Annotated in this window: 18 protein-coding genes and 1 tRNA gene; 6 read left to right on the top strand and 13 right to left on the bottom strand. The window is 64.8% G+C overall.

Going from position 1 to position 19,143, the window contains the following annotated elements; all coding sequences use genetic code 11:
• Positions 1-6: 6 nt before the first annotated feature.
• Complete coding sequence (locus tag TSA1_RS03590) at positions 7-1,095, top strand: Zn-dependent alcohol dehydrogenase (RefSeq protein ID WP_100175145.1); 1,089 nt, start codon at positions 7-9, stop codon at positions 1,093-1,095.
• Between the two features lie 168 nt (positions 1,096-1,263).
• Here the strand turns inward: TSA1_RS03590 and TSA1_RS03595 are convergent, their stop codons facing one another.
• From TSA1_RS03595 to TSA1_RS03630, 8 genes are all read right to left on the bottom strand, one after another.
• Positions 1,264-2,736, bottom strand: coding sequence for an amidase (locus TSA1_RS03595; RefSeq protein WP_100175146.1), 1,473 nt, complete (start codon positions 2,734-2,736; stop codon positions 1,264-1,266).
• A gap of 165 nt (positions 2,737-2,901) precedes the next feature.
• Complete coding sequence (mbfA, locus tag TSA1_RS03600) at positions 2,902-3,873, bottom strand: iron exporter MbfA (RefSeq protein WP_100175147.1); 972 nt, start codon at positions 3,871-3,873, stop codon at positions 2,902-2,904.
• A gap of 65 nt (positions 3,874-3,938) precedes the next feature.
• Positions 3,939-5,087, bottom strand: a complete 1,149-nt coding sequence (locus tag TSA1_RS03605; RefSeq protein ID WP_174718738.1) for an alpha/beta hydrolase — start codon at positions 5,085-5,087, stop codon at positions 3,939-3,941.
• Between the two features lie 211 nt (positions 5,088-5,298).
• Positions 5,299-6,168: an MBL fold metallo-hydrolase gene (locus TSA1_RS03610; RefSeq protein WP_100175149.1), complete on the bottom strand. Its 870-nt coding sequence runs from the start codon at positions 6,166-6,168 to the stop codon at positions 5,299-5,301.
• 17 nt (positions 6,169-6,185) lie between these two features.
• Positions 6,186-7,376: a serine hydrolase domain-containing protein gene (locus tag TSA1_RS03615; RefSeq protein ID WP_100180949.1), complete on the bottom strand. Its 1,191-nt coding sequence runs from the start codon at positions 7,374-7,376 to the stop codon at positions 6,186-6,188.
• A 23-nt stretch (positions 7,377-7,399) separates the two neighbouring features.
• Positions 7,400-8,011 (bottom strand): glutathione S-transferase family protein, encoded by a 612-nt coding sequence (locus TSA1_RS03620; protein WP_100175150.1) that lies wholly within the window; start codon positions 8,009-8,011, stop codon positions 7,400-7,402.
• Positions 8,012-8,199: 188 nt separating this feature from the next.
• Positions 8,200-9,042, bottom strand: coding sequence for a fumarylacetoacetate hydrolase family protein (locus TSA1_RS03625; protein WP_100175151.1), 843 nt, complete (start codon positions 9,040-9,042; stop codon positions 8,200-8,202).
• 244 nt (positions 9,043-9,286) lie between these two features.
• Positions 9,287-10,135 carry an MBL fold metallo-hydrolase gene (locus TSA1_RS03630; RefSeq protein ID WP_174718739.1) on the bottom strand — a complete coding sequence of 283 codons (849 nt, stop codon included), beginning with the start codon at positions 10,133-10,135 and terminating at the stop codon, positions 9,287-9,289.
• A gap of 113 nt (positions 10,136-10,248) precedes the next feature.
• On the opposite strand from TSA1_RS03630, the gene TSA1_RS03635 reads away from it, so the two are divergent.
• Complete coding sequence (locus TSA1_RS03635) at positions 10,249-10,725, top strand: DUF3775 domain-containing protein (RefSeq protein WP_100175152.1); 477 nt, start codon at positions 10,249-10,251, stop codon at positions 10,723-10,725.
• A gap of 49 nt (positions 10,726-10,774) precedes the next feature.
• On the opposite strand, the gene TSA1_RS03640 is transcribed toward TSA1_RS03635, so the two are convergent.
• On the bottom strand, positions 10,775-11,557 hold the full coding sequence (locus TSA1_RS03640) for an SDR family oxidoreductase (protein WP_100175153.1): 783 nt from the start codon (positions 11,555-11,557) through the stop codon (positions 10,775-10,777).
• Between the two features lie 199 nt (positions 11,558-11,756).
• A complete protein-coding gene (locus TSA1_RS03645; protein WP_100175154.1) occupies positions 11,757-12,269 on the bottom strand; it encodes a CvpA family protein in 513 nt (170 codons plus the stop codon).
• A gap of 109 nt (positions 12,270-12,378) precedes the next feature.
• On the opposite strand from TSA1_RS03645, the gene TSA1_RS03650 reads away from it, so the two are divergent.
• Complete coding sequence (locus TSA1_RS03650; RefSeq protein WP_100175155.1) at positions 12,379-13,140, top strand: SDR family NAD(P)-dependent oxidoreductase; 762 nt, start codon at positions 12,379-12,381, stop codon at positions 13,138-13,140.
• A 133-nt stretch (positions 13,141-13,273) separates the two neighbouring features.
• Here TSA1_RS03650 and TSA1_RS03655 read toward each other — a convergent pair whose 3' ends face one another.
• Together TSA1_RS03655 and TSA1_RS03660 are read right to left on the bottom strand one after the other, a co-directional pair.
• On the bottom strand, positions 13,274-14,872 hold the full coding sequence (locus tag TSA1_RS03655; protein ID WP_100175156.1) for a GMC family oxidoreductase: 1,599 nt from the start codon (positions 14,870-14,872) through the stop codon (positions 13,274-13,276).
• A gap of 159 nt (positions 14,873-15,031) precedes the next feature.
• On the bottom strand, positions 15,032-16,465 hold the full coding sequence (locus tag TSA1_RS03660) for a coniferyl aldehyde dehydrogenase (protein ID WP_430649759.1): 1,434 nt from the start codon (positions 16,463-16,465) through the stop codon (positions 15,032-15,034).
• A 310-nt stretch (positions 16,466-16,775) separates the two neighbouring features.
• Here TSA1_RS03660 and TSA1_RS03665 point away from each other — a divergent pair.
• Both TSA1_RS03665 and TSA1_RS38725 read left to right on the top strand, forming a co-directional pair.
• A tRNA-Met gene (locus TSA1_RS03665) sits at positions 16,776-16,852 on the top strand.
• A 30-nt stretch (positions 16,853-16,882) separates the two neighbouring features.
• Positions 16,883-17,173 carry a hypothetical protein gene (locus TSA1_RS38725; RefSeq protein WP_145984262.1) on the top strand — a complete coding sequence of 97 codons (291 nt, stop codon included), beginning with the start codon at positions 16,883-16,885 and terminating at the stop codon, positions 17,171-17,173.
• Here TSA1_RS38725 and TSA1_RS03675 read toward each other — a convergent pair.
• The gene (locus tag TSA1_RS03675; protein ID WP_210248333.1) at positions 17,165-17,863 is read right to left on the bottom strand and encodes a TetR/AcrR family transcriptional regulator; all 699 of its coding nucleotides are present in this window, start codon (positions 17,861-17,863) and stop codon (positions 17,165-17,167) included. The two genes, TSA1_RS38725 and TSA1_RS03675, sit on opposite strands and share 9 nt — an antisense overlap.
• Positions 17,864-17,942: 79 nt before the next feature.
• On the opposite strand from TSA1_RS03675, the gene TSA1_RS03680 reads away from it, so the two are divergent.
• Positions 17,943-19,061, top strand: coding sequence for an FAD-dependent oxidoreductase (locus TSA1_RS03680; RefSeq protein ID WP_100175160.1), 1,119 nt, complete (start codon positions 17,943-17,945; stop codon positions 19,059-19,061).
• The last annotated feature ends 82 nt before the right edge of the window (positions 19,062-19,143 follow it).

The following is a 19,143-nucleotide window of genomic DNA, read 5'->3' on the forward strand; positions in this document are numbered from 1 at the left end:
TGCTCGATGAAGGCCGCCGTCCTCTATGAAGTCAACAAGCCGCTGGTCATCGAGGATGTCAGCCTGCCGAAGCCCGGCCCGCGCGAGGTCCTGATCCGCACCTCGGTCGCCGGCCTCTGCCACTCGGATCTGCACTTCATGGAAGGCCTCTATCCGCATCCGCTGCCGGCGGTGCTCGGGCATGAATCCGCCGGCGTGGTCGAGCAGGTCGGCTCCGATGTCACTTACGTCAAGCCGGGCGACCACGTCGTCACCTGCCTGTCCGTGTTCTGCGGCACCTGCGACAATTGCACCACCGGCCGCACGGTGCTCTGCACCGACACCACAGTGAAGTTGCTGCCGGGCGCTTCGAACCGGATGCAGTGGAACAGGCAGGAGAAGCTGCACCAGTTCCTCAACCTGTCCTCCTTCGCCGAGCAGATGCTGGTGCACGAGAACGCCATCGTCAAAATCAGGAAAGAAATGCCGCTCGATCTCGCCGCGCTGATCGGCTGCGGCGTCATCACCGGCTACGGCGCGGTGGTGAACACGGCGAAGGTGACGGCCGGCGAGACCGTCGCGGTGATCGGCTGCGGCGGCGTCGGCATGGCCGCGATCAACGGCGCGCAGATTGCCGGCGCCGGGCGCATCATCGCCATCGACACCAATCTGGCAAAGCTCCAGCTCGCGACCAAGCTCGGTGCCACCGACATCATCAATCCCGCCGATGGCGACGTGGTGAAACAGGTGCGCGATCTCACCAATGGCGGCGTGCATCATTCCTTCGAGGTGCTCGGCCGCAAGGAGACCGCCGAGCAGGCCTTCGGCATGCTCGCTTCCGGCGGCACCGCCACCATCGTCGGCATGATCCCCTTCGGCCAGAAGATCGAGCTGCACGGCTTCGATTTCCTCAGGGAGCGCCGGATCCAGGGCTCGTCGATGGGCTCGAACCATTTTCGCGTCGACATGCCGAGGCTGGTCGATTTCTACCTGCGGGGACGGCTGCACCTCGAGGACTGGATTTCGGCCAAGCTGAAGCTCTCGGAGATCAACGAGGGCTTCGCCAACATGAAGGCCGGCAAGACGCTGCGCAGCGTGATCGTGTTCGATAGCTGAGCGCTGGTACTCGTTAACGCAACCTCACGGAAGGTGTCATCGCCCGGCTCGACCGGGCGATCCAGCATTACAAGCCGTCATTGCGAGCGTAGCGAAGCAATCCAGGAATGTCTCCGGGGATGCAGTCTGGATTGCTTCGTCGCTTCGCTCCTCGCAATGACGGAAGCGCTAATCATTGAACAATGGCGGCGGCACGAACCCGCCGAATTCGCGTTCGATCAGCTCGGCGAGCTTGAGCGGCGTGCGATCCTCGAGGAACGGCCCGATGATCTGGACGCCGACCGGCAGGCCGTCCTTCGACAGGCCGAGCGGGATCGCCGTGGCCGGCAGGCCCGTCAGCGTGGCGATGCCGGGCCAGGCAAGCTGGTCCGGATAGGCATGATCCTTGCCGTCGATATTGATCCGGCGCTTCTCCTGCTCCGGGGAATGATCGTGCGGATAGGCCGGGGTCGGCATGATCGGGCAGATCACCGCGTCGAACGTCCTGAACAGATGCCGCCATTGCGCGCGCAGTCCGGCGCGTGCGCCCTCGTCGAACACCCAGGCCTGATGGCTGGAGGTCATGCCGCGCAGCCGCTCGGCCGCAAGGCTCTTGTCCTCGGGCGAGAGCTGGGCCGCGCCGGCACGTGCGCCGGCGAGAATGTCCGGCGGAAAGAACGCACCGAGAAAGCCCATCAGCATGCGCATGTAGAGGCGGGAGGCCTCCCGGAAGTCCGGAAACAGCGGGCTTTCGCGCGCGACATTCGCGCCGGCCTGCGTCAGTTGCCCGGCCAGCTTTTCAATCGCGCCGCGGATCTCGGCATTCGCGGGCAGCAGCGGATGGCTGTCGATCACCAGCAGGCGGAAATCTTTCAGCCCGGCATGGCGCGCCTCCGGCAGCGCGAGCTTGTAGCCGACGCCGAGGTCGAGCGGATCGGGGCCGGCCATCACGTCCAGCAGCAGCGTCAGATCGGCGGCGCTCCGGGCCATGGGGCCGATCACCGCCATATCGCGCTCCATCGGGATCGCGGGAAATGGCGGCGGCGTATGGCCGCGCGTCGGGCAGAGATTGTAGGTCGGCTTGTGTGCATAGACCCCGCAATGGAAGGCCGGCACGCGCAGCGAGCCGCCGATGTCGGAGCCGAGCGAGAGTGGTCCGTAGCCGGCTGCAAGCGCGGCCGACGAGCCGCCCGATGAGCCGCCAGGCGTGCGGCCGAGATCGAACGGATTGTTCGTCGTGCCGTAGATGTCGTTGTAGCTCTGCCAGTCTCCGAGCCCGACGGGAACGTTGGTCTTGCCGAGAATGACGCCGCCGGCATTCTTGACCCGGCTGATCGACAGCGCATCCTCCGCCGGCCTGAAATCCTTCTGCGGCGTCCAGCCCCAGGTCGTCGGCAGGCCGGCTACGTTGTAGGATTCCTTTACCGTGACGGGAAGGCCGAGCAGCGGCTTGCGCTCGCCGCGCGCCAAGGCGGCATCCGCCTCGCGCGCGGCACTGAGCCCGCGCTCGAAATCCCGCACGCAGATCGCGTTGATCTTGCCGTCGTGCCGTTCGATGCGCTCGATCGCGTCCCTGGCGAGTTCGACCGCGGAGACCTTCTTGGTGCTCAGTGCGTTCGACAGCTCGACTGCGCTCTTGAAACTCCATTGCGACTTGGCCACGGCGCCTCTCCTGTTCTCATTGTCAGGCGATGATGCGCAGTCTGGCCGAAGGCCGCAACGGTTGTTTGATCGCGATTGATATGTGGGCAGGTCCGAAGCGGACGGAGTAAAGAACTCGCCGTCATCGCCCGGTCAAGCCGGGGCATGACAGTGGGTGTGTGGTTCCTACGCCGCCCCGATCAATATCCCCACCGCGAGCACGATCGCGCCGCCGAGCACGATCTGGAAAACGGCCTGGAGGAACGGCGTGTCCATGTAGCGCGAGCGGATGAAGGCGATCGCCCACAATTCGAAGAACACGACCACGCAGGCGATGGCCGTTGCGATCCAGAACGCATTGGCCCAGCTGTCCGGCACGAGATAAGGCGCGGTGTGGCCGAGCCCGCCGAGCGTCGTCATCGCGCCGCAGGTGACGCCGCGCAGCCAGGGCGAGCCGCGCCCCGTCAGCGAGCCGTCGTCCGACAGCGCCTCCGCAAAGCCCATGCTGATGCCGGCGCCGATCGAGGCGGCAAGACCAACGAGGAACGTCTGCCAGTTCTGGTGGGTGGCGAAAGCGGCCGCGAACAGCGGCGCCAGCGTCGAGACCGAGCCGTCCATCAGGCCGGCAAGGCCGGGCTGCACATATTGCAGCACGAACATGCGGCGGTTGGTGCGATCCTCCTCGGCGCGGACGTCGGAATTCAGGATCTCGCCCGTCAGCTTTGCGGCTGTCTCCTCGTGACCTTTCTCGGCTTCGGCGAGATCGCCGAGCAGGCGGCGCACGCCGACGTCCTGGGCCTGTTCGGCAGCCTTCACGTAGAAGCGCTCCGCCTGCATCTCCATGGTCTCCACTTCGCGGCGGATGGCATCGAGCGACAGGTTCTTGGTGAGCCAGACCGGACGGCGGCGCAGGAATCCCTTGACGTCCTCGCGCCGGATCGGCGGCAGATGCGGGCCGAAGCGCTGCTCGTATAATTCCAGCAACATGTGCCGGTGGCCGCGTTCCTCCTCGGCCATCTGCTCGAACAGCTTGGCCGAGTCCGGATAGCGCTCCTTCAAGTCCTCGGCGAAGGTCATGTAGATGCGGCTGTCTTCCTCCTCCGAGGAAATCGCGACCGCAAGCACCTCGCGCTCGGTTAGATCGGCAAAATTCTTCACGACGGCCCTGAACTCAGTTTAGAACTATTCTAATTTATATAGGGTGTCGCGGTTCCCGGGTCAAATCAGGCCGCGCGGGCCGCGGCCAAGAAGTCCAACACCAATCGGCTGACCTCGGCCGGCTGCTCCTGTTGCACCCAATGGCCGGCGCCGTCGACCAGATGGCAGCCGAGCATCTTCGTGCAGCCGCGCCCCTGCATCGCCTCGAACACGCCGGGTCGCTGATGGGTGCCCCAATCCTGCTGGCCCGAGATGAAGCAGGAGGGCACGTCAATGCTGCGGCCGGAGAACAGCTGCATCTCGCTGTTGAGCAAGCCCGACGTGCCGTAGCGATACCATTGCAAGCCGCCCTGAAATCCGGTGCGGCCATATTCGGCGGCGTAATAGGCAAGCTCGCCATCGGGCAGCCATTGATTGGCGGCAATCGCGGCGGGCGACGGCATCTCCTTGGCGACGGTCCCCGCCATGGTCTCGCCGGCGTCCATCACGTAGTAGGTCGGCAGCTTTGCGAGCTCGCCTGCCGACCACGACTTGAGCGGATACGGCTTGTTGCCGGCCCAGTCCGCACTCTTGTGATGGTAATAGGCGCGCAGGAAATCGTGCACGCCCTGCGGCGCGTGCTGCATGTCGGCGTTGGCCTGACGTGTCGAATAGTACCATTGATAGTGCTTGCGCGGACGCGGCAGCGCGGCGAGCTCGCGATGAACGGGGTCTTCGACCGGAGGCTTTGCGGGAGTATCAACCGTGTTGAATGGCAGCGGCGGCGCTCCGCCGAACGGCGCGCTCATCATCGTCACCGAGCGAAACACGTCGGGCCTGATCAGCGCACACCAGGCCGCGACCGGGCTGCCGAAATCATGCCCGACGACATCGACCTGCCTGTAGCCGAACGCCGACACCAAAGCGAGCGCGTCGCGCACCAGGTTGAGGAGCGAGAACGGGGCCAGGTCGCCGTCATAGTCCGCGCTCCATCCGGTGGTGCGGCCATAGCCGCGCTGGTCCGGTGCAATCACGTGGTAGCCGGCCGCAGCGAGCGCGGGCATCACCTTGCGCCAGGAGAAGGCGAGCTCGGGAAAGCCGTGCAGCAAGAGGATGCAGGGGCGGCCCTTGGTCTCGAACCCGGCTTCCAGCACATGCACGCGCAAGCCGTTGATGCCGTCGACGTCACGCGAGCGTATGCCGGCGGGGACAGGGATGTCGGGGAGTGCGGTCATCGTTTCCTCCACTAGAGCCTCTCTGACCCTCCCCTGGAGGGGGAGGGTCGATCGCGCGAAGCGCGAGCGGGGTGGGGTGATCTCTCAACGCGGGCAGTTGACGAAGCGGAGAGACCGTCACCCCACCTCGGTTCGCATTGCGCTTCGCTGCATGCGAACCGATCCTCCCCCTCCAGGGGAGGATGGGAGTTCGCGGCGCGAGCCACGCCAATCACAACGCCTCACATACGAACGCGTTGCCCTTGCGCCGGATCTTGCCGACCGAGGGCGAGGGGAAGTGCGCCGTGCAGCACAGCGTCTCGGTGTCGCAATAGCGTTCCAGGAAGCTCCGCCGCGTCGTCGCCGCCTTGGCCGGGTCGACGTCGAACTTGATCGACAGCTCCGGATAGAGCGTCTGCAGCGGTGAATGCATGAGATCGCCGGAGAACACGGCGTCGTCCTTGCCGCGGCCCATCGTGATGGCGATATGGCCCGGCGTGTGACCGGGTGTCGGCAGGATGCGGACATGGTCGCCGATCACATGATCATTGGCGACCAGCTCGTGGCGCCCCGCCTCGACCACCGGCAGTACGCTGTCGGCGAAAGGCGGGACTTCCGCCTTCGCGTTCTGCGCGGACCAATGGTCGAATTCCTGCCTGGCAAAGACGTAACGCGCCCTCGGGAAGGTCGGCACCCAGCGGCCGTTTTCCAGCCGCGTATTCCAACCGACGTGATCGACATGCAGATGCGTGCACATCACGAAGTCGATGTCATCGACCGAGAATCCGGCAGCACCCAGAGCACGCAAATACGTGTCGTCCGTCTTCATGTTCCATTTGGGACGATTCGGCCGCGGCTTGTCGTTGCCGATGCAGCTGTCGACCAGAATGGTGTGGTGCGGCGTCTTCACCACGTAGGACTGGAAGCACAGCAGCAGCACGTCCTGCTCGTCCAGCGCCTTCGCCTCGCGCATCCACGCCCGGTTCTCGGCCAGCACTTCAGGCGTCAGTCCCGGCAGCATCTCCAGCGCCGGGACGAACGAGGTTTCCTGCTCGATGATGCGATGGATGGTGAGATCGCCGACCGAGAACTTCAGACTCATGCTTGCTTCCCTCGTGATCAGTGCGCGTCGCGCACGGATGGAATGACGATATTGGTGAGGATGTCGACCGCGGCCAGGCCCTCCTTCGGCTGGCCGTATTGCGAGGCGGTCGTCATCATGACGAAGTCAAGCTCAGGCACGATGAAAATGCGCTGTCCGCCCCAGCCGAACGCGGCAACCCAGTTGATCTCCCTGCCGCCGGCGAGCGAACGACCCATCCACCATTGATAGCCGTAGAAGAGCGTGCCACCGAAATAACCTACGGCTTGGAAACGTGGCGTGATCGATTGTGCGATCCAGTCGGCCGAGACGATTTGCTGGCCGTTCCACTGGCCGCGATTGAGTACGAGCTGGCCGATCTTGGCCGCATCGCGCGGCCGCAAGCGCAGCCCCGCGGCCGCCGCAAGCTTGCCGTTCTTGTAGTTCTTCCATTCGACATCGGTAATGCCGAGCGGTTGGAACAGCACCTCGCGCGCGAACGCCTCCAGCGACGTCTTCGAGGCGCGCTCGACGATGTTTCCGAGCAGTTCTGTGCTGCCGCCACTATAGGCCCATAACGTATCGGGCGGTGCTGCGATTGGTCGCGACAACACGTAGCCAAGCGGATCCGGCTCGGTGAGGAGATGCGGCTCGTCGTTCTTCGGATCGGTCCAGTCCCGCGCCTCGTCCCATTTGAAGCCGGAGGACATCGTCAGCAAATGCCGCAGTGTGATGGCGTCCCATCCCGGCTGCTTCACTGCCGCGTAGTCGGGGAAGAATTTCAGGACGGGCTCATCGACACCCGCGATCAGCTTGCGGTCGATCGCGATTCCAACCAGCAGCGACGTCACGCTCTTGGATGCCGAACGCATGTCGTGCTTCGTCGTTGCGTTAAATTTGTACTGGCCGTCGGGCTGTCCCCAGGGTTGGTCGTAGCCGGGAAAATATTGCTCGAAGACGAGCTTGCCATGCCTGACGACGACGATCGAGTGGACCGCGGTTGACCTCTGCGTGAGCCGCGCCGCGATGGTGCAAAGCTGTGCGCCGTCCATGCCGACATTGTCGGGCGAGGCGATCTCCCAACCATCGTCGATCGATGACGGCGATCCGCAGGCCTGGCCTTGTTGTCCAGGCGGCGTGCTCTCGGCCCGTAGATGGGTTGCTGAGATGGACAGCGCGAGCACAAGGCCCGCGCCGAGAATTGTGAACCGGGAGAATTGATCGTGCACCGTCATTCTCCTGGCCCATCCCGCTACGCCGCCGGCGGCACCGAGATCTTCACGGAGGGGCGCTCCAGCATCTTCTGGTGGAAGGCGTCGAGCTTCGGATAGGCCTTGCGCCAGCCGCAATCGGCGAAGCGGAAGTCGGCATAGCCGAGCACGCAGACGAGGCCGATCTGCGAGATGTCGAACGGGCCGTTCAGCACCTCGGGCATGTTCTCGAAGCGCGCCATGCCGGTCCAGGCCCGGTTCCAGTGGTCGTCCGACCATGCCTGCCATTGCAGGCCTTGCGGCCGCACCATCTTCTCGTAGCGGCACAGCAGCATGGAATCGAGCATGCCGTTGATCAGGGAGTGATTGGTTTTGGCCTTCCAGCGCCGCGGGCCGTAGTCCGGGATCAGGCTGCCGCCGGCCATCTCGTTGAGATATTCGACGATCACGTAGGAATCCAGAATGACGTCGCCATCATTGGTGATCAGCACCGGCAGCTTCTTCAGCGGCGTGATCTTCGAATAGTCCTCGTTGACTGTGCCCGGTGCGACGGTCGCCGGCGTGAATTCGATCTTGTCGATCAGCCCGAGCTCGATCGCGGCGATGCGCACCTTGCGGGCGAAGGGCGAGGCGGGGGAGAAGGAGAGTTTCATCGGGATGACCTCTGTCCAAACATACAGACCTCATCCTGAGGAGCGCGCCCTTGGCGCGCGTCTCGAAGGATGGGCAACGGGCGGGGCTCTCTCGTCACCCGGCGCGAACGCCGGGCGACCGTGCTTGTGGCGCATCCTTCGAGACGCGCGCGTTGCGCGCTCCTCAGGATGAGGGCGGAGGTCGCAGCTTACGCCGCCACGATCTCCTGCCTCTGCTCGCCGAGGCCCTCGATGCCGAGCGTGACGACGTCGCCGACATTGAGGAAGGTCGGCGGCTTCATGCCGAGGCCGACGCCGGGCGGGGTGCCCGTCGTGATGACGTCGCCGGGCAGCAGCGTCATGAACTGCGAGACATAGGAGATGCACTTGGCCATGGAGAAGATCATGGTCTTGGTCGAGCCGGTCTGGCGGCGCTGGCCGTTGACGTCGAGCCACATCGACAGGTTCTGCACGTCCTTGATCTCGTCCTTGGTTGCGAGCCACGGTCCGAGCGGGCCGAACGTGTCGTGCGACTTGCCCTTGGTCCACTGTCCCAGGCGCTCGATCTGGAAGGCGCGCTCGGAGACGTCGTTGCAGACGCAATAGCCGGCGACGTGGTTCAGCGCGTCGGCTTCCGAGACGTACTTGGCGCGGGTGCCGATGATGGCGGCGATCTCGACTTCCCAGTCGAGCTTGGTCGAGCCGCGCGGCTTCTCGACGGCGTCGTTCGGGCCGGACAGCGAGGTGTTGGCCTTCATGAAGATGATCGGCTCGCTCGGGATGTCGGCGCCGGTCTCCTTGGCGTGGTCGGAATAGTTGAGGCCGATCGCGACGAATTTCGAGATGCCGGTGACGGGAGCGCCGAACCGCGGCTTGCCCGAGACGGCGGGCAGCGAGGCGGGATCGAGGCCCGCCAGCTTCTTCAGGCTCTCAGGCGAATAGGCCTCGCCCGTGAGGTCCTTCACATGCGCCGACAGGTCGCGCAACTGGCCGGATTTGTCGATCAGGCCGGGCTTTTCCGCACCCTTCTCGCCATAGCGAACAAGCTTCATTCTCGTTTCTCCCTAGGAATGGACCGATCGGTTAACAGCTTCATGGAACAGGGCGGCGGGAAATTCAACCGCCGAAAAGGGATGCATTGCAGCTCTCGAAATTCGGCAGGCGGGGCCAGTCTCGTGCCCCGGACGCAGCGCAGCGCGAAGCGGTGCGCCGCAGGGCCGGGGCCCATGCAGCGGCATTCTGGGTCCCGGCTCTGCGGAGCAGCGTTGCACGCTGCACCGCGTCCGGGACACCGGATCATCCCAGCGCCACGAACCTGAACGCGTCCCCGTCCCGCTGGATATGGCCGGCCGAGAAGTGCCCGCCGATCACCAATGTCGGCGTGCCGGCAAAGCGGCCGAACAATTCGCGCCGTGTTTCGGCCGATCGCGCCTGATCGGAATCGGCGGTCGAGGACCAGTCGAGATGCGCCATCTGGCAGGGGTGATGGGCAACGTCGCCGGTGAGCAGGCCCTGCTCGCCATCCGACTGGATCAGGATGCTCATATGGCCGGGGCTGTGGCCCGGCGTCGGGATCATGCTGATCTCGTCCGACAGCCGATGGTCGCTCGCGATCAGGTCGGCCTTGCCGGCCTCGACGATCGGTTGCACGGAATCATTGAATACCGCGGCCTTGTCCGGTTCGGTGGAATGATCGCGCCAGTGCTCGTATTCAGTCTTGCCGAACACATAGCGCGCGTTCGCAAAGGTCGGCACCCATCGGCCATCGACCAGTTTCGTATTCCAGCCGACATGATCGACGTGAAGATGCGTGCACAGCACCGTGTCGATGCTGTCAGGAGCGAATCCGGCCGCAGCCATGATCTCCAGAAATGGCGTGGTGCGGTTGTTCCAGGTCGGCACGTTGCGGCCCTGCTTGTCGTTGCCGAGCCCGGTGTCGACCACGATCCGGCGCGTCGGCGTCTCCACCACCAGCGAATGGATCGACATCTTCAGCCGTCCCTCCTCTGTGGCGAAATGCGGCATCAGCCAGGGCAGTTTCTGGATCTCTGCGTGGTCCGCGAGCGGCAGGATGAAGCGGGTCGAGCCGACCGTCTCCAATTCCACCACTTTCGTGATTTTGACCCTGCCCACCTTCCACTGCATCCGACGTCTTCCCATGTTCTTGCTTTGGTGCCGGAACATGCGGTTTTCCGCCATCGAGCGCAACGGATCATCTGACGCGATACGGCGTTATCGCGGGAACCGGAGGAGGAGCCATGCCAGAGCTTGCAATATCCGCTGAAAAGGTCGCCTTCATCATCGAGAAGGCGCGCGAATTCGACGTCAAGGAGGGAGATTCCGATCCGGATTCCGGCTCGAACCCGAGCGATGACGATGCGCTCGACGTGCTCGAGGATGACGGCTCCGATCCAGTCGTCCAGGAGCTCGGCGGCTTCATGATCGCGTTGAACGAGGACGAGCAGCTCGATCTCGTCGCGCTGACCTGGCTCGGTCGCGGCGACGGCACGATCGACGATTGGGACGATCTGCGCGCCCGCGCGGCGGAGGCGCGTGCCGAATATCGCAGCCCGCGCCGCGAAACCGTGCACTATCTGCTCGGTGAACCCATGCTGGGCGACCTGCTCGCGGATGGGCTCGATGAATTCGGCATCGACTGGACCGGCGAGCGCACGACGGCCGATTCCTCCGCTCCGAGTCAGCAGGACGAAGACGAGCCGACCAAGCAGCGGTGATCCTGCAAGGTGCTCTCTCCCCGCAGGACGGGGAGAGAGCGAGGGGACGTCAGAGCGTCCCCGGGAATGCGCCGCCATCCAGCAGAATGTTCTGGCCCGTGATGAAGCCGGCCTTGGCGCCGCACAGGAAGGCGCAGGCATAGCCGAACTCGTCGGGCTGGCCGAAACGGCCGGCGGGGTTGAGCTTGGCGCGCTCGGCCAGGACCTGTTGCGGCGTGATGCCACGCTTGTCGGCTTCGCCCTTCGCGGTGCTGGTCAGACGATCGGTCTCGAACGGGCCCGGCAACAGGCCGTTGATGGTGACGTTGTTGATCACCGTCTTGCGCGACAGGCCGGCGATGAAGCCGGTGAGGCCGGCGCGGGCGCCGTTGGAGAGGCCGAGGATGTCGATCGGCGCCTTCACCGCGGCCGAGGTGATGTTGACGATGCGGCCGAACTTGCGCGCCATCATACCGTCCACCGTCGCCTTGATCAGCTCGATCGGGGTCAGCATGTTGGCGTCGATCGCCTTGATCCAGTCGTCGCGGGTCCAGTTGCGGAAATCGCCGGGCGGCGGGCCGCCGGCATTGTTGATCAGGATGTCGGGCTCGGGGCAGGCCTTCAGCACGGCCTCGCGGCCCGCCGGCGTCGTGATGTCGCCGACGATCTCGGTGACCTTCACATCAGGATGGGCTTTTCGGATCTCGTCCGCCGTCTTCTTCAAAGCCTCAGTGCCGCGCGCGGTCAGCGTGACGTCAACGCCGGCCTCCGCCAGCGAGATGGCGCAGGCACGGCCGAGGCCCTTGCTGGATGCGCAGACGATGGCGCGGCGACCTTTGATCCCAAGATCCACAGTTTCACTCCCGAAAATAGCAGGCAGGTTTGGATGGCGGCACTCTAGCCAAATGTGGCGCGGCTGGTAAGGGATGGGCCCGCATCAAAATGCATGCGACCGTGCGCCAGCGATGCAAATGCGCGGGCATGATCCGGAAAAGTGTTGGCGGTTTTCCGGAAAGATCATGCCCAAGAACAAAGCGCGATCCTATCGCGCGTCAGATGCGCTGCTCCTGCTTGAGGCGGTCGATCGCGGAGGCCGCCTCCGGCGGCAGCGACTTGAAGCCCATCTGTCCGACCGTGGAGAACAACGGCCGCAGATGCGAACCGGCGAGGAACGGCGGCTGGCGGTTGGCCGGCACGATCTGGTCGAACACCAGCACCAGCGTGGTGGCGACGAGGCCGACCCTGATGGCGCCGAGCGCGGCGCCGCCGAGCCGGTCGCCGATGCCGGCCTCGCCGATGGTGTCGTTCAGCGCGATGCGGCCGATATGCCCGAACAGCATGCCGACCACCACGAAGATGCCGAACAGCCAGATCCAGTTCTGCAGCAGCGGTGAATTCGGGTTGCTTGCAATCTGCGGCGCGATCAGCGGCATCAGCGCGACTGCGATCGGTGCAGCGAGAAGATAGGCGAGGATGGTCATGGCGCTGCGCAGCAGGCCGGTCCTGAAGCCGAAGCCGACCGCGACGGCGAGCGCGGCATAGACGGCGAGATCGAAACTGTTCATGAGCAAAGCCCTGCCTCGGTGGAACGAATGAACGCCGAACCGATCATTCCGGTTTCAGATCGATAAAATCGTCTGTATTGATGCCTCCAAAAGTCCAGGGATTGTGCCAATGTCAGACCTATTCGACGTCAGTAAAGAAACCATCCTCGTCACCGGCGCGAGCCAGGGGCTGGGGCGGCAATTTGCCCGGGTGCTGGCGGCCCATGGGGCGGCGGTCGCGCTCGCGGCGCGGCAGGCTGACAAGCTGAGGAGCCTGGAGGAGGAGATCCGCGGCAAGGGCGGCCGCGCTGCTGCGATCGCGCTCGACGTCACCGACATCGCCTCGATCGCCGCGGCCGTGAATGCGGCAGAAGCGGCGCTGGGCCCCGTCACGGTGCTGATCAACAATGCCGGCATCGCCATCGAGAAGCTCGCGACCGAGCAGACCGAGGCCGATTGGGACGCGGTGATCGGTGCCAATCTGAAGGGCGCCTATTTCCTGGCGACCGAGATCGCGCGGCGCATGATCGCGCGCAAGCAGTCGGGCAACATCGTCAACATCGCTTCCGTGCTCGGCACCGGCGTCTTGAAGGCGGTGTCGCCCTACGCGATCTCCAAGGCCGGCATCATTCAGGCGACGAAAGCGATGGCGCTGGAACTCGCCGGACAGAACATCCGCATCAACGCGCTCGCACCCGGCTATATCGACACCGAGATGAACCACGCCTTCTGGTCGACGCCCGCAGGCGAGCGTCTCGCCAAACGCATCCCGCAGCGCCGCGTCGGCGCCGAGTCCGATCTCGACGGCGCGATCCTGCTGCTGGCCTCGCAGGCGTCGCGGTACATGACGGGGAGTGTGGTGACGGTGGATGGTGGCTTCCTGCTGAATTGACTGCCGTCGTATTACTCGGCAAGCGAGTTTCACTCCGCTGTCGTCCCGGACGGTCCCCGCCTTCGCGGGGACGACAGCGGAGGATGACGCGGCAGTTTCGCGCCTCACTGAAACGACAAAGCGGAAACAGCGACTAACCCGCCCGCATCTCCCCCCGTATCATATCCGCCGCCTTCTCCCCGATCATGATGGTCGGCGCATTGGTGTTGCCGCCGATCAGCGTCGGCATGATCGAGGCATCGACGACGCGCAATCCCTCGACGCCGTGCACCTTCAAGGCCGGATCGACCACGGCCATCGCATCCGTCCCCATCCTGCAGGTGCCGACGGGGTGATAGACGGTGTCGACGCGCTCGCGCAGGATGTTGCGGATGTCGTCGTCGGTTCGCACGTCGGCCGTGAACATGTCCTTCTTCTGCAGCGCGCGCAGCGCCGGCGTCTCCATCAGGCGGCGCGTCGTCTTGAAGCCTGCGACCATCCTCTCGACATCCTCTTCCTCGCCGAGGAAATTCGGATCGATCATGGGAGCTGCGAGCGGGTCGGCGCTTTTCAGCCAGACGCTGCCGCGACTCTTCGGCCGCAACAGGCAGACGTGACACGAGAAGCCCGCCTCCTTGTGCTTCTTGCGGCCGTGGTCGTCGAGCATCGCGATGACGAAGTGAAGCTGGATGTCGGGCACGTCGAGATCGGGCCGGGTCTTCAGGAAGCCACCGCATTCGGCGAAATTGGTGGTCATCAGGCCGCGCCGTTCGCGGCGATATTGCTGGATGGCGCGGAGCAGGGATGGCAGCCGGCCGAGCGAGGCGTGAACGAAGTGCGGATAGTCGGAGGCGTAGACGAACACGAAATCCGGGTGGTCCTGCAGATTGCGCCCGACGCCCGGCAGATGATGGACGACGCCAATGCCGTGCTTGCCGAGTGCCTCGCCATCGCCGATGCCCGACAGCATCAGCAATTGCGGTGACTGAAAGGCGCCGCCGGCAAGGATCACCTCGCGGCGCGCGCGCAGCTGCTTCGTCTGTTTGCCCTGCAAATATTCGATGCCGACCGCGCGCCCTCCCTCGAACAGGATCTTCGTGGCGTGCGCGCCCGTCTCGACGCGCAGATTGGCGCGCTTATCCATGTGGGGCTGCACGTAAGCGCGCGCCGCGCTCCAGCGCTCGCCATTGTGCTGGGTCGCCTGGTAGCTGCCGAGCCCTTCGTGGTCGTCTTCGTTGAAGTCCTCGCGGATGCGGAACTGCGCCTCGCGTGCGGCCTGACGGAAGATATCGTGGATCGGATTGTCCGAGCGCAGCCGGTTGACATGCAGCGGGCCGCCCTTGCCGTGATACTCGCCGTCGAAATCGGAATTGTTCTCGGAAGCCTTGAAATAGGGCAGCACGTCCGCAAACGACCAGCCGGCGTTGCCGAGCGAAGCCCAGTGGTCGTAGTCCGATTTGTGGCCGCGGATGTAGACCATGGCGTTGATCGCCGAGGAGCCGCCAAGACCCTTGCCGCGCGGCTGATAGCCGATGCGGCCGTTCAACCCTTTTTGAGGCACGGTATCGAACGCCCAATTGGCCGCCTGGTAGGGCAGGGCGAGCCCGAATGGCGTCGTGATCCGCCAACTGTCGTTTCGCCCGCCTGCATCGAGCAGCGCGACGGATGTCCCCGCATCCTCCGACAGCCGCCCCGCCACCGTGCAGCCGCCTGAGCCCGCGCCCACGACGACGAAATCGAATGTGTCAGTCAATGTTTGTTTCCCCCTGCATTTTCTTTCTCGTCATTCCGGGGCGCGCGTAGCGCGAACTATGGTGCGCAATTGCGCACCTGAGAATCCATCTCACCACCATTGATGCGGATGAATGGATTCCGGGTTCGATGCTGCGCATCGCCCCAGAACGACTGTTAGCTACGACATGAACCGCATCAGCTTCTCCAGCCGCGCGATCTTGCCGCCATAGGGCGGATAGAGGTCGGCGAGGCGGTTGAACTTGGAGCGGTAGAACACCGGCTTCAGCTTGCTGAACGTGCGGAAGCCCCATTCGCCGTGATAGGCGCCGGTGCCGGATGCGCCGACGCCGCCCATCGGCTGGTTGATTTGCGTGAAGTGAAACAGGCAGTCGTTGATGGTGACGCCGCCGGAGATGGTGCGCGCCAGCACCTCGTCGCGCGCGGCGCCGTCCTTGCCGAACCAATAAAGGGCAAGCGGCCGGTCGCGATGGTTGATGAAGGCGATGGCCTCGGTGAGATCGCGATACCCGAGCACGGGAAGCACCGGGCCGAAGATCTCCTCTTGCATCGCCGCCATCGCATCGGTCGCGCCGACGATCAGCGTCGGCGGGAATTTGCGGTGCGCCTTCCAGTTCGGGTCGTCCGCCTTCGCCGGCTGCAGGATTTTTGCGCCGCGCTGCGCCGCGTCCGCGACGAGGCCCTCGAGCCGGGCATAGTGCCGGTCCGAGATGATCGAGGTGTAGTCCTTGTTCGAAGGATCGGTGCCGAACATCCGCCGCATCTGGGCGCGCACCTTCTCGGCGAAGGCCTGCAATGCAGGTTCGGGCACCAGCACATAATCCGGCGCGATGCAGGTCTGCCCGGCATTGAGCAGCTTGCCGTAGGCGATGCGCTCGGCGGCCTCCTCGAGATCGGCCGAGGCGTCGATGATCGCAGGCGACTTGCCGCCGAGCTCGAGCGTGACCGGCGTCAGGTTGCGCCCCGCGGCCTCCGCGACCAGCCGCCCGACCCGGGTCGAGCCGGTGAACACGAGATGATCGAGCGGCAGGCGCGCAAAGCCTTGCGCGATCTCGCTCTCGATGCCGGTGACGAGCAGCTCCGTCGCATCGAACCTCGCGGCGATCGTCTCTCTCAGCAGACCTGCGAAATGCGGCGTGAGCTCGCTCGGCTTGATCAGGACGCGGTTGCCGGCGGCGAGCGCGCCGATGGCGGGCGCCAGCGTCAGCTGCAGCGGATAGTTCCACGGCGCGATGATGCCGACGACGCCGAGCGGCTGCGGCATCAGCCGGTTGCGCGCAGGGAGGAACTGCAGCGCGGTCGCTACCCGCTGCGGCGCCATCCAGGACTTCAGGTGCTTTGTGGCGTGCCGGATCTCCGAATACAGCAGCATGGTCTCGGCAATGGTGGTCTCGACCGCCGAGCGGTGGCCGAAATCGGCCGAGATCGCCTGCCGGAAACGCTCTTCGTTGTCGGCGACGACGCTGCGCAGCCGCGCCAGCCGGTCGAGCCGCTCGGCAAGGCCGGGCGCCGGCTCGTCCCGCGACCGCGCGACCATGGCGTGGAAGGCCTCCTCCAGCGCTCGGACCGGGGCGCTCGTTGCGGATTTGTCCACGGCGTTTCTCCCTCGAGGGCGCGTTTCGGCCCTCATCTTGTTGCCGCAAGCTGGCCCTTTGTGGAACTTCTGGCAAGAGCGCAGGGAACGCAGCGGAAATCGGTCGATTCCCCTGTCATAAAGTCGAAAAAAAACGTTCCCGCAGCCCTTTCCAAAGGCAGCTTGGGTTGGTACATACGCCCCGCACCCGAGGGCTTGCCCGGGGTTGCCTTCCAAGGAAGCCTTTGGGACGGACGAGAAAAGCCACGCGAACAGCGCAGGCCTCAACCGATCGTCCCCGGGACTAAACTGAAGGCGCGCAGGTGTTTAACGCGGGGTGGAGCAGCCCGGTAGCTCGTCAGGCTCATAACCTGAAGGTCATAGGTTCAAATCCTATCCCCGCAACCAAATTCGGATTTGACCGGATCCGAGACGAAAATGGCCCGCATCGCGCGGGCCATTTTTGTTTTGGGGGCGGTCTCCGAGCGGACCAGCAAGAGCGCGGGCCGGCAAAGTGCCGGCTCGTGCAGCATCGGGAAAAAGAAGGCGCTCAGGAAGCCTGATATCTTTGGCCTCGGCGGTGCATGGCGGAAGGCCGGACATGTCAGCTGCAAACCGCGGAAGCTTGAGCGCCGCCCCGCCTCGAGCATGATCCGGAAAGGTGTGCAGCGGATTTCCGCAAGATCAGGCTCAAACAACAACCTGCAGCGCGATGGCGTTTCATCTTGATCGCATTGCGCTGCAGGCGTTTCGCTTGACGCAGGCGCCCGCCAGGATGAAGTCGACGCCGGCGACGAACTGTTGCCGATCGTCATGCTCGCTCAGCTGTGCCGCCACCCGCCGAAGAAATGGACGCGATTCGGGATCATCCTGAATCCAGCCGCTGGCTATGCCCTTCAGCCAGGCCTTGCGATCCGTTCCGCGCGGAAGCGTGCGGGCGTTGGCCGCGTTCTGGCCGGCCACACCGAGGATGTAGTTCGTCAGCGCTGAGGCGCAGTCGAATTGTGCATGCACAGGGACGCCAAGCGGCTGGAGCCATTCGCCGATGCGTTCGAAGATCTCTCCAACCGCGGCATGCCATGGTTCGCGGGAAAGGTGAGCGCCTGCCCAGGGGTGAGCGTCAATCGCATCGAATGCCGCGAGCGCGATGGCGCGGATCGCGACCCTTGGCTCCTTTTCCTTGGCCACTTTCGCCAGAGCGCGGGCGAGAACATCGCCCGTCGCGGCGCCAAGGAGGCCGTTCCTGTCGGCGATATGCCAGTAGATCGCCCCGCTGCCCGTCGCCAAGTGTGTCGCCAGCGCCCGGAATGTCAGAGCGGCCTCCCCGCGCGCATCGAGAATCTCGATCGCCGCCTCAACAATCCGCGCCTTGGAGAGGGCGTCCGCGCGCCGCGCCGACCGGTGGGCCCGTTTTGACATGCGCCACCATGGCATACCTGGAACGTCGTTCCAATCCATGTTATATGGAACACTGTTCCAATCCTCTCGAGGGACCACCATGACCGCCTCCGTTACTATTGTTGGTGCAGGCTTGGGCGGCCTGACCCTCGCCCGTGTACTCCACGTCCACGGCATCGCTGCCACGATCTATGAAGCAGAGCCCTCCGAGAGCGCGCGCGCTCAAGGCGGCCAGCTCGATGTTCACGAACACGACGGTCAGCGCGCGCTCGCTGCGGCCGGCCTGACAGACCCGTTTCGCGCGATCGTTCACGAGGGCGGCGACGCGACGCGCGCGCTCGACCGAAACGGCAACGTGCTGCTCGACCAGCCCGGAGATGGCAGGCGTCCCGAGGTGCTTCGGGGCGAGCTGCGGCGCATCCTCATCGACTCCTTGCCTGCCGGGACGATCCAGTGGGGGCGGAAACTGGTCGGAGCCACGCCCTGTGGCGCCGGTCGTCACGAGCTGACCTTCACCGATGGTTCGGCTGCAGAGACCGAATTGCTTGTCGGCGCCGACGGCGCCTGGTCGAAAGTACGCCCGCTGTTGTCAGACGCGGAGCCTGCCTATGTCGGCGTGTCCTTCGTCGAGGCCTACCTGCACGACGCTGATCGGCGATTCCCCGCAACGGCTGTGGCGGTCGGAGCCGGCGGAATGTTCGCGCTCGAACCGGGCAAGGGGATCACCGCGCACCGGGAGCCGGCAGGCGCGCTTCACACCTACGTTCAACTGATGCGACCTGCGGCGTGGTTTGCAGAAATCGACTTCAACGACACAGCGATCGCGAAAGCCCGGATAGCAGCCGAATTCGACGGGTGGACATCGACTCTCACCACATTGATCACAGGTAGCGACACGGGGCTGGTCCTGCGAACGGTCAATGCGCTGCCAGTTGGTCACCGATGGAATCGCACGCCCGGCGCGACGCTGCTCGGCGATGCCGCGCATCTGTCGCCGCCGGCCGGCGACGGCGCAAACCTGGCGATGCTCGACGGGGCCGAGCTTGGCGAGGCCATAGCCGCTCGGGCTGGAGACATCGAGGGCGCGCTGGCCGCCTATGAGGCGGTGATGTTCTCGCGCAGCGAGGCCGCTGCCGTGGACGCGCACCGGGTCCTGGACCTTTGCCTGGGTGAGCGTGCGCCCTTCAGCCTCGTCGACTTTCTCGGCGCCGCGCAATAGCCACGGTGCTTCGGGCAAGCGACGCTGGCGTTGCCGAACGTGTCTCCGATCGCGCAGCGAGCGCGTTCACCGCGTTCACCCG

The sequence above is a fragment of the Bradyrhizobium nitroreducens genome, from assembly GCF_002776695.1.
Classification (GTDB): domain Bacteria; phylum Pseudomonadota; class Alphaproteobacteria; order Rhizobiales; family Xanthobacteraceae; genus Bradyrhizobium; species Bradyrhizobium nitroreducens.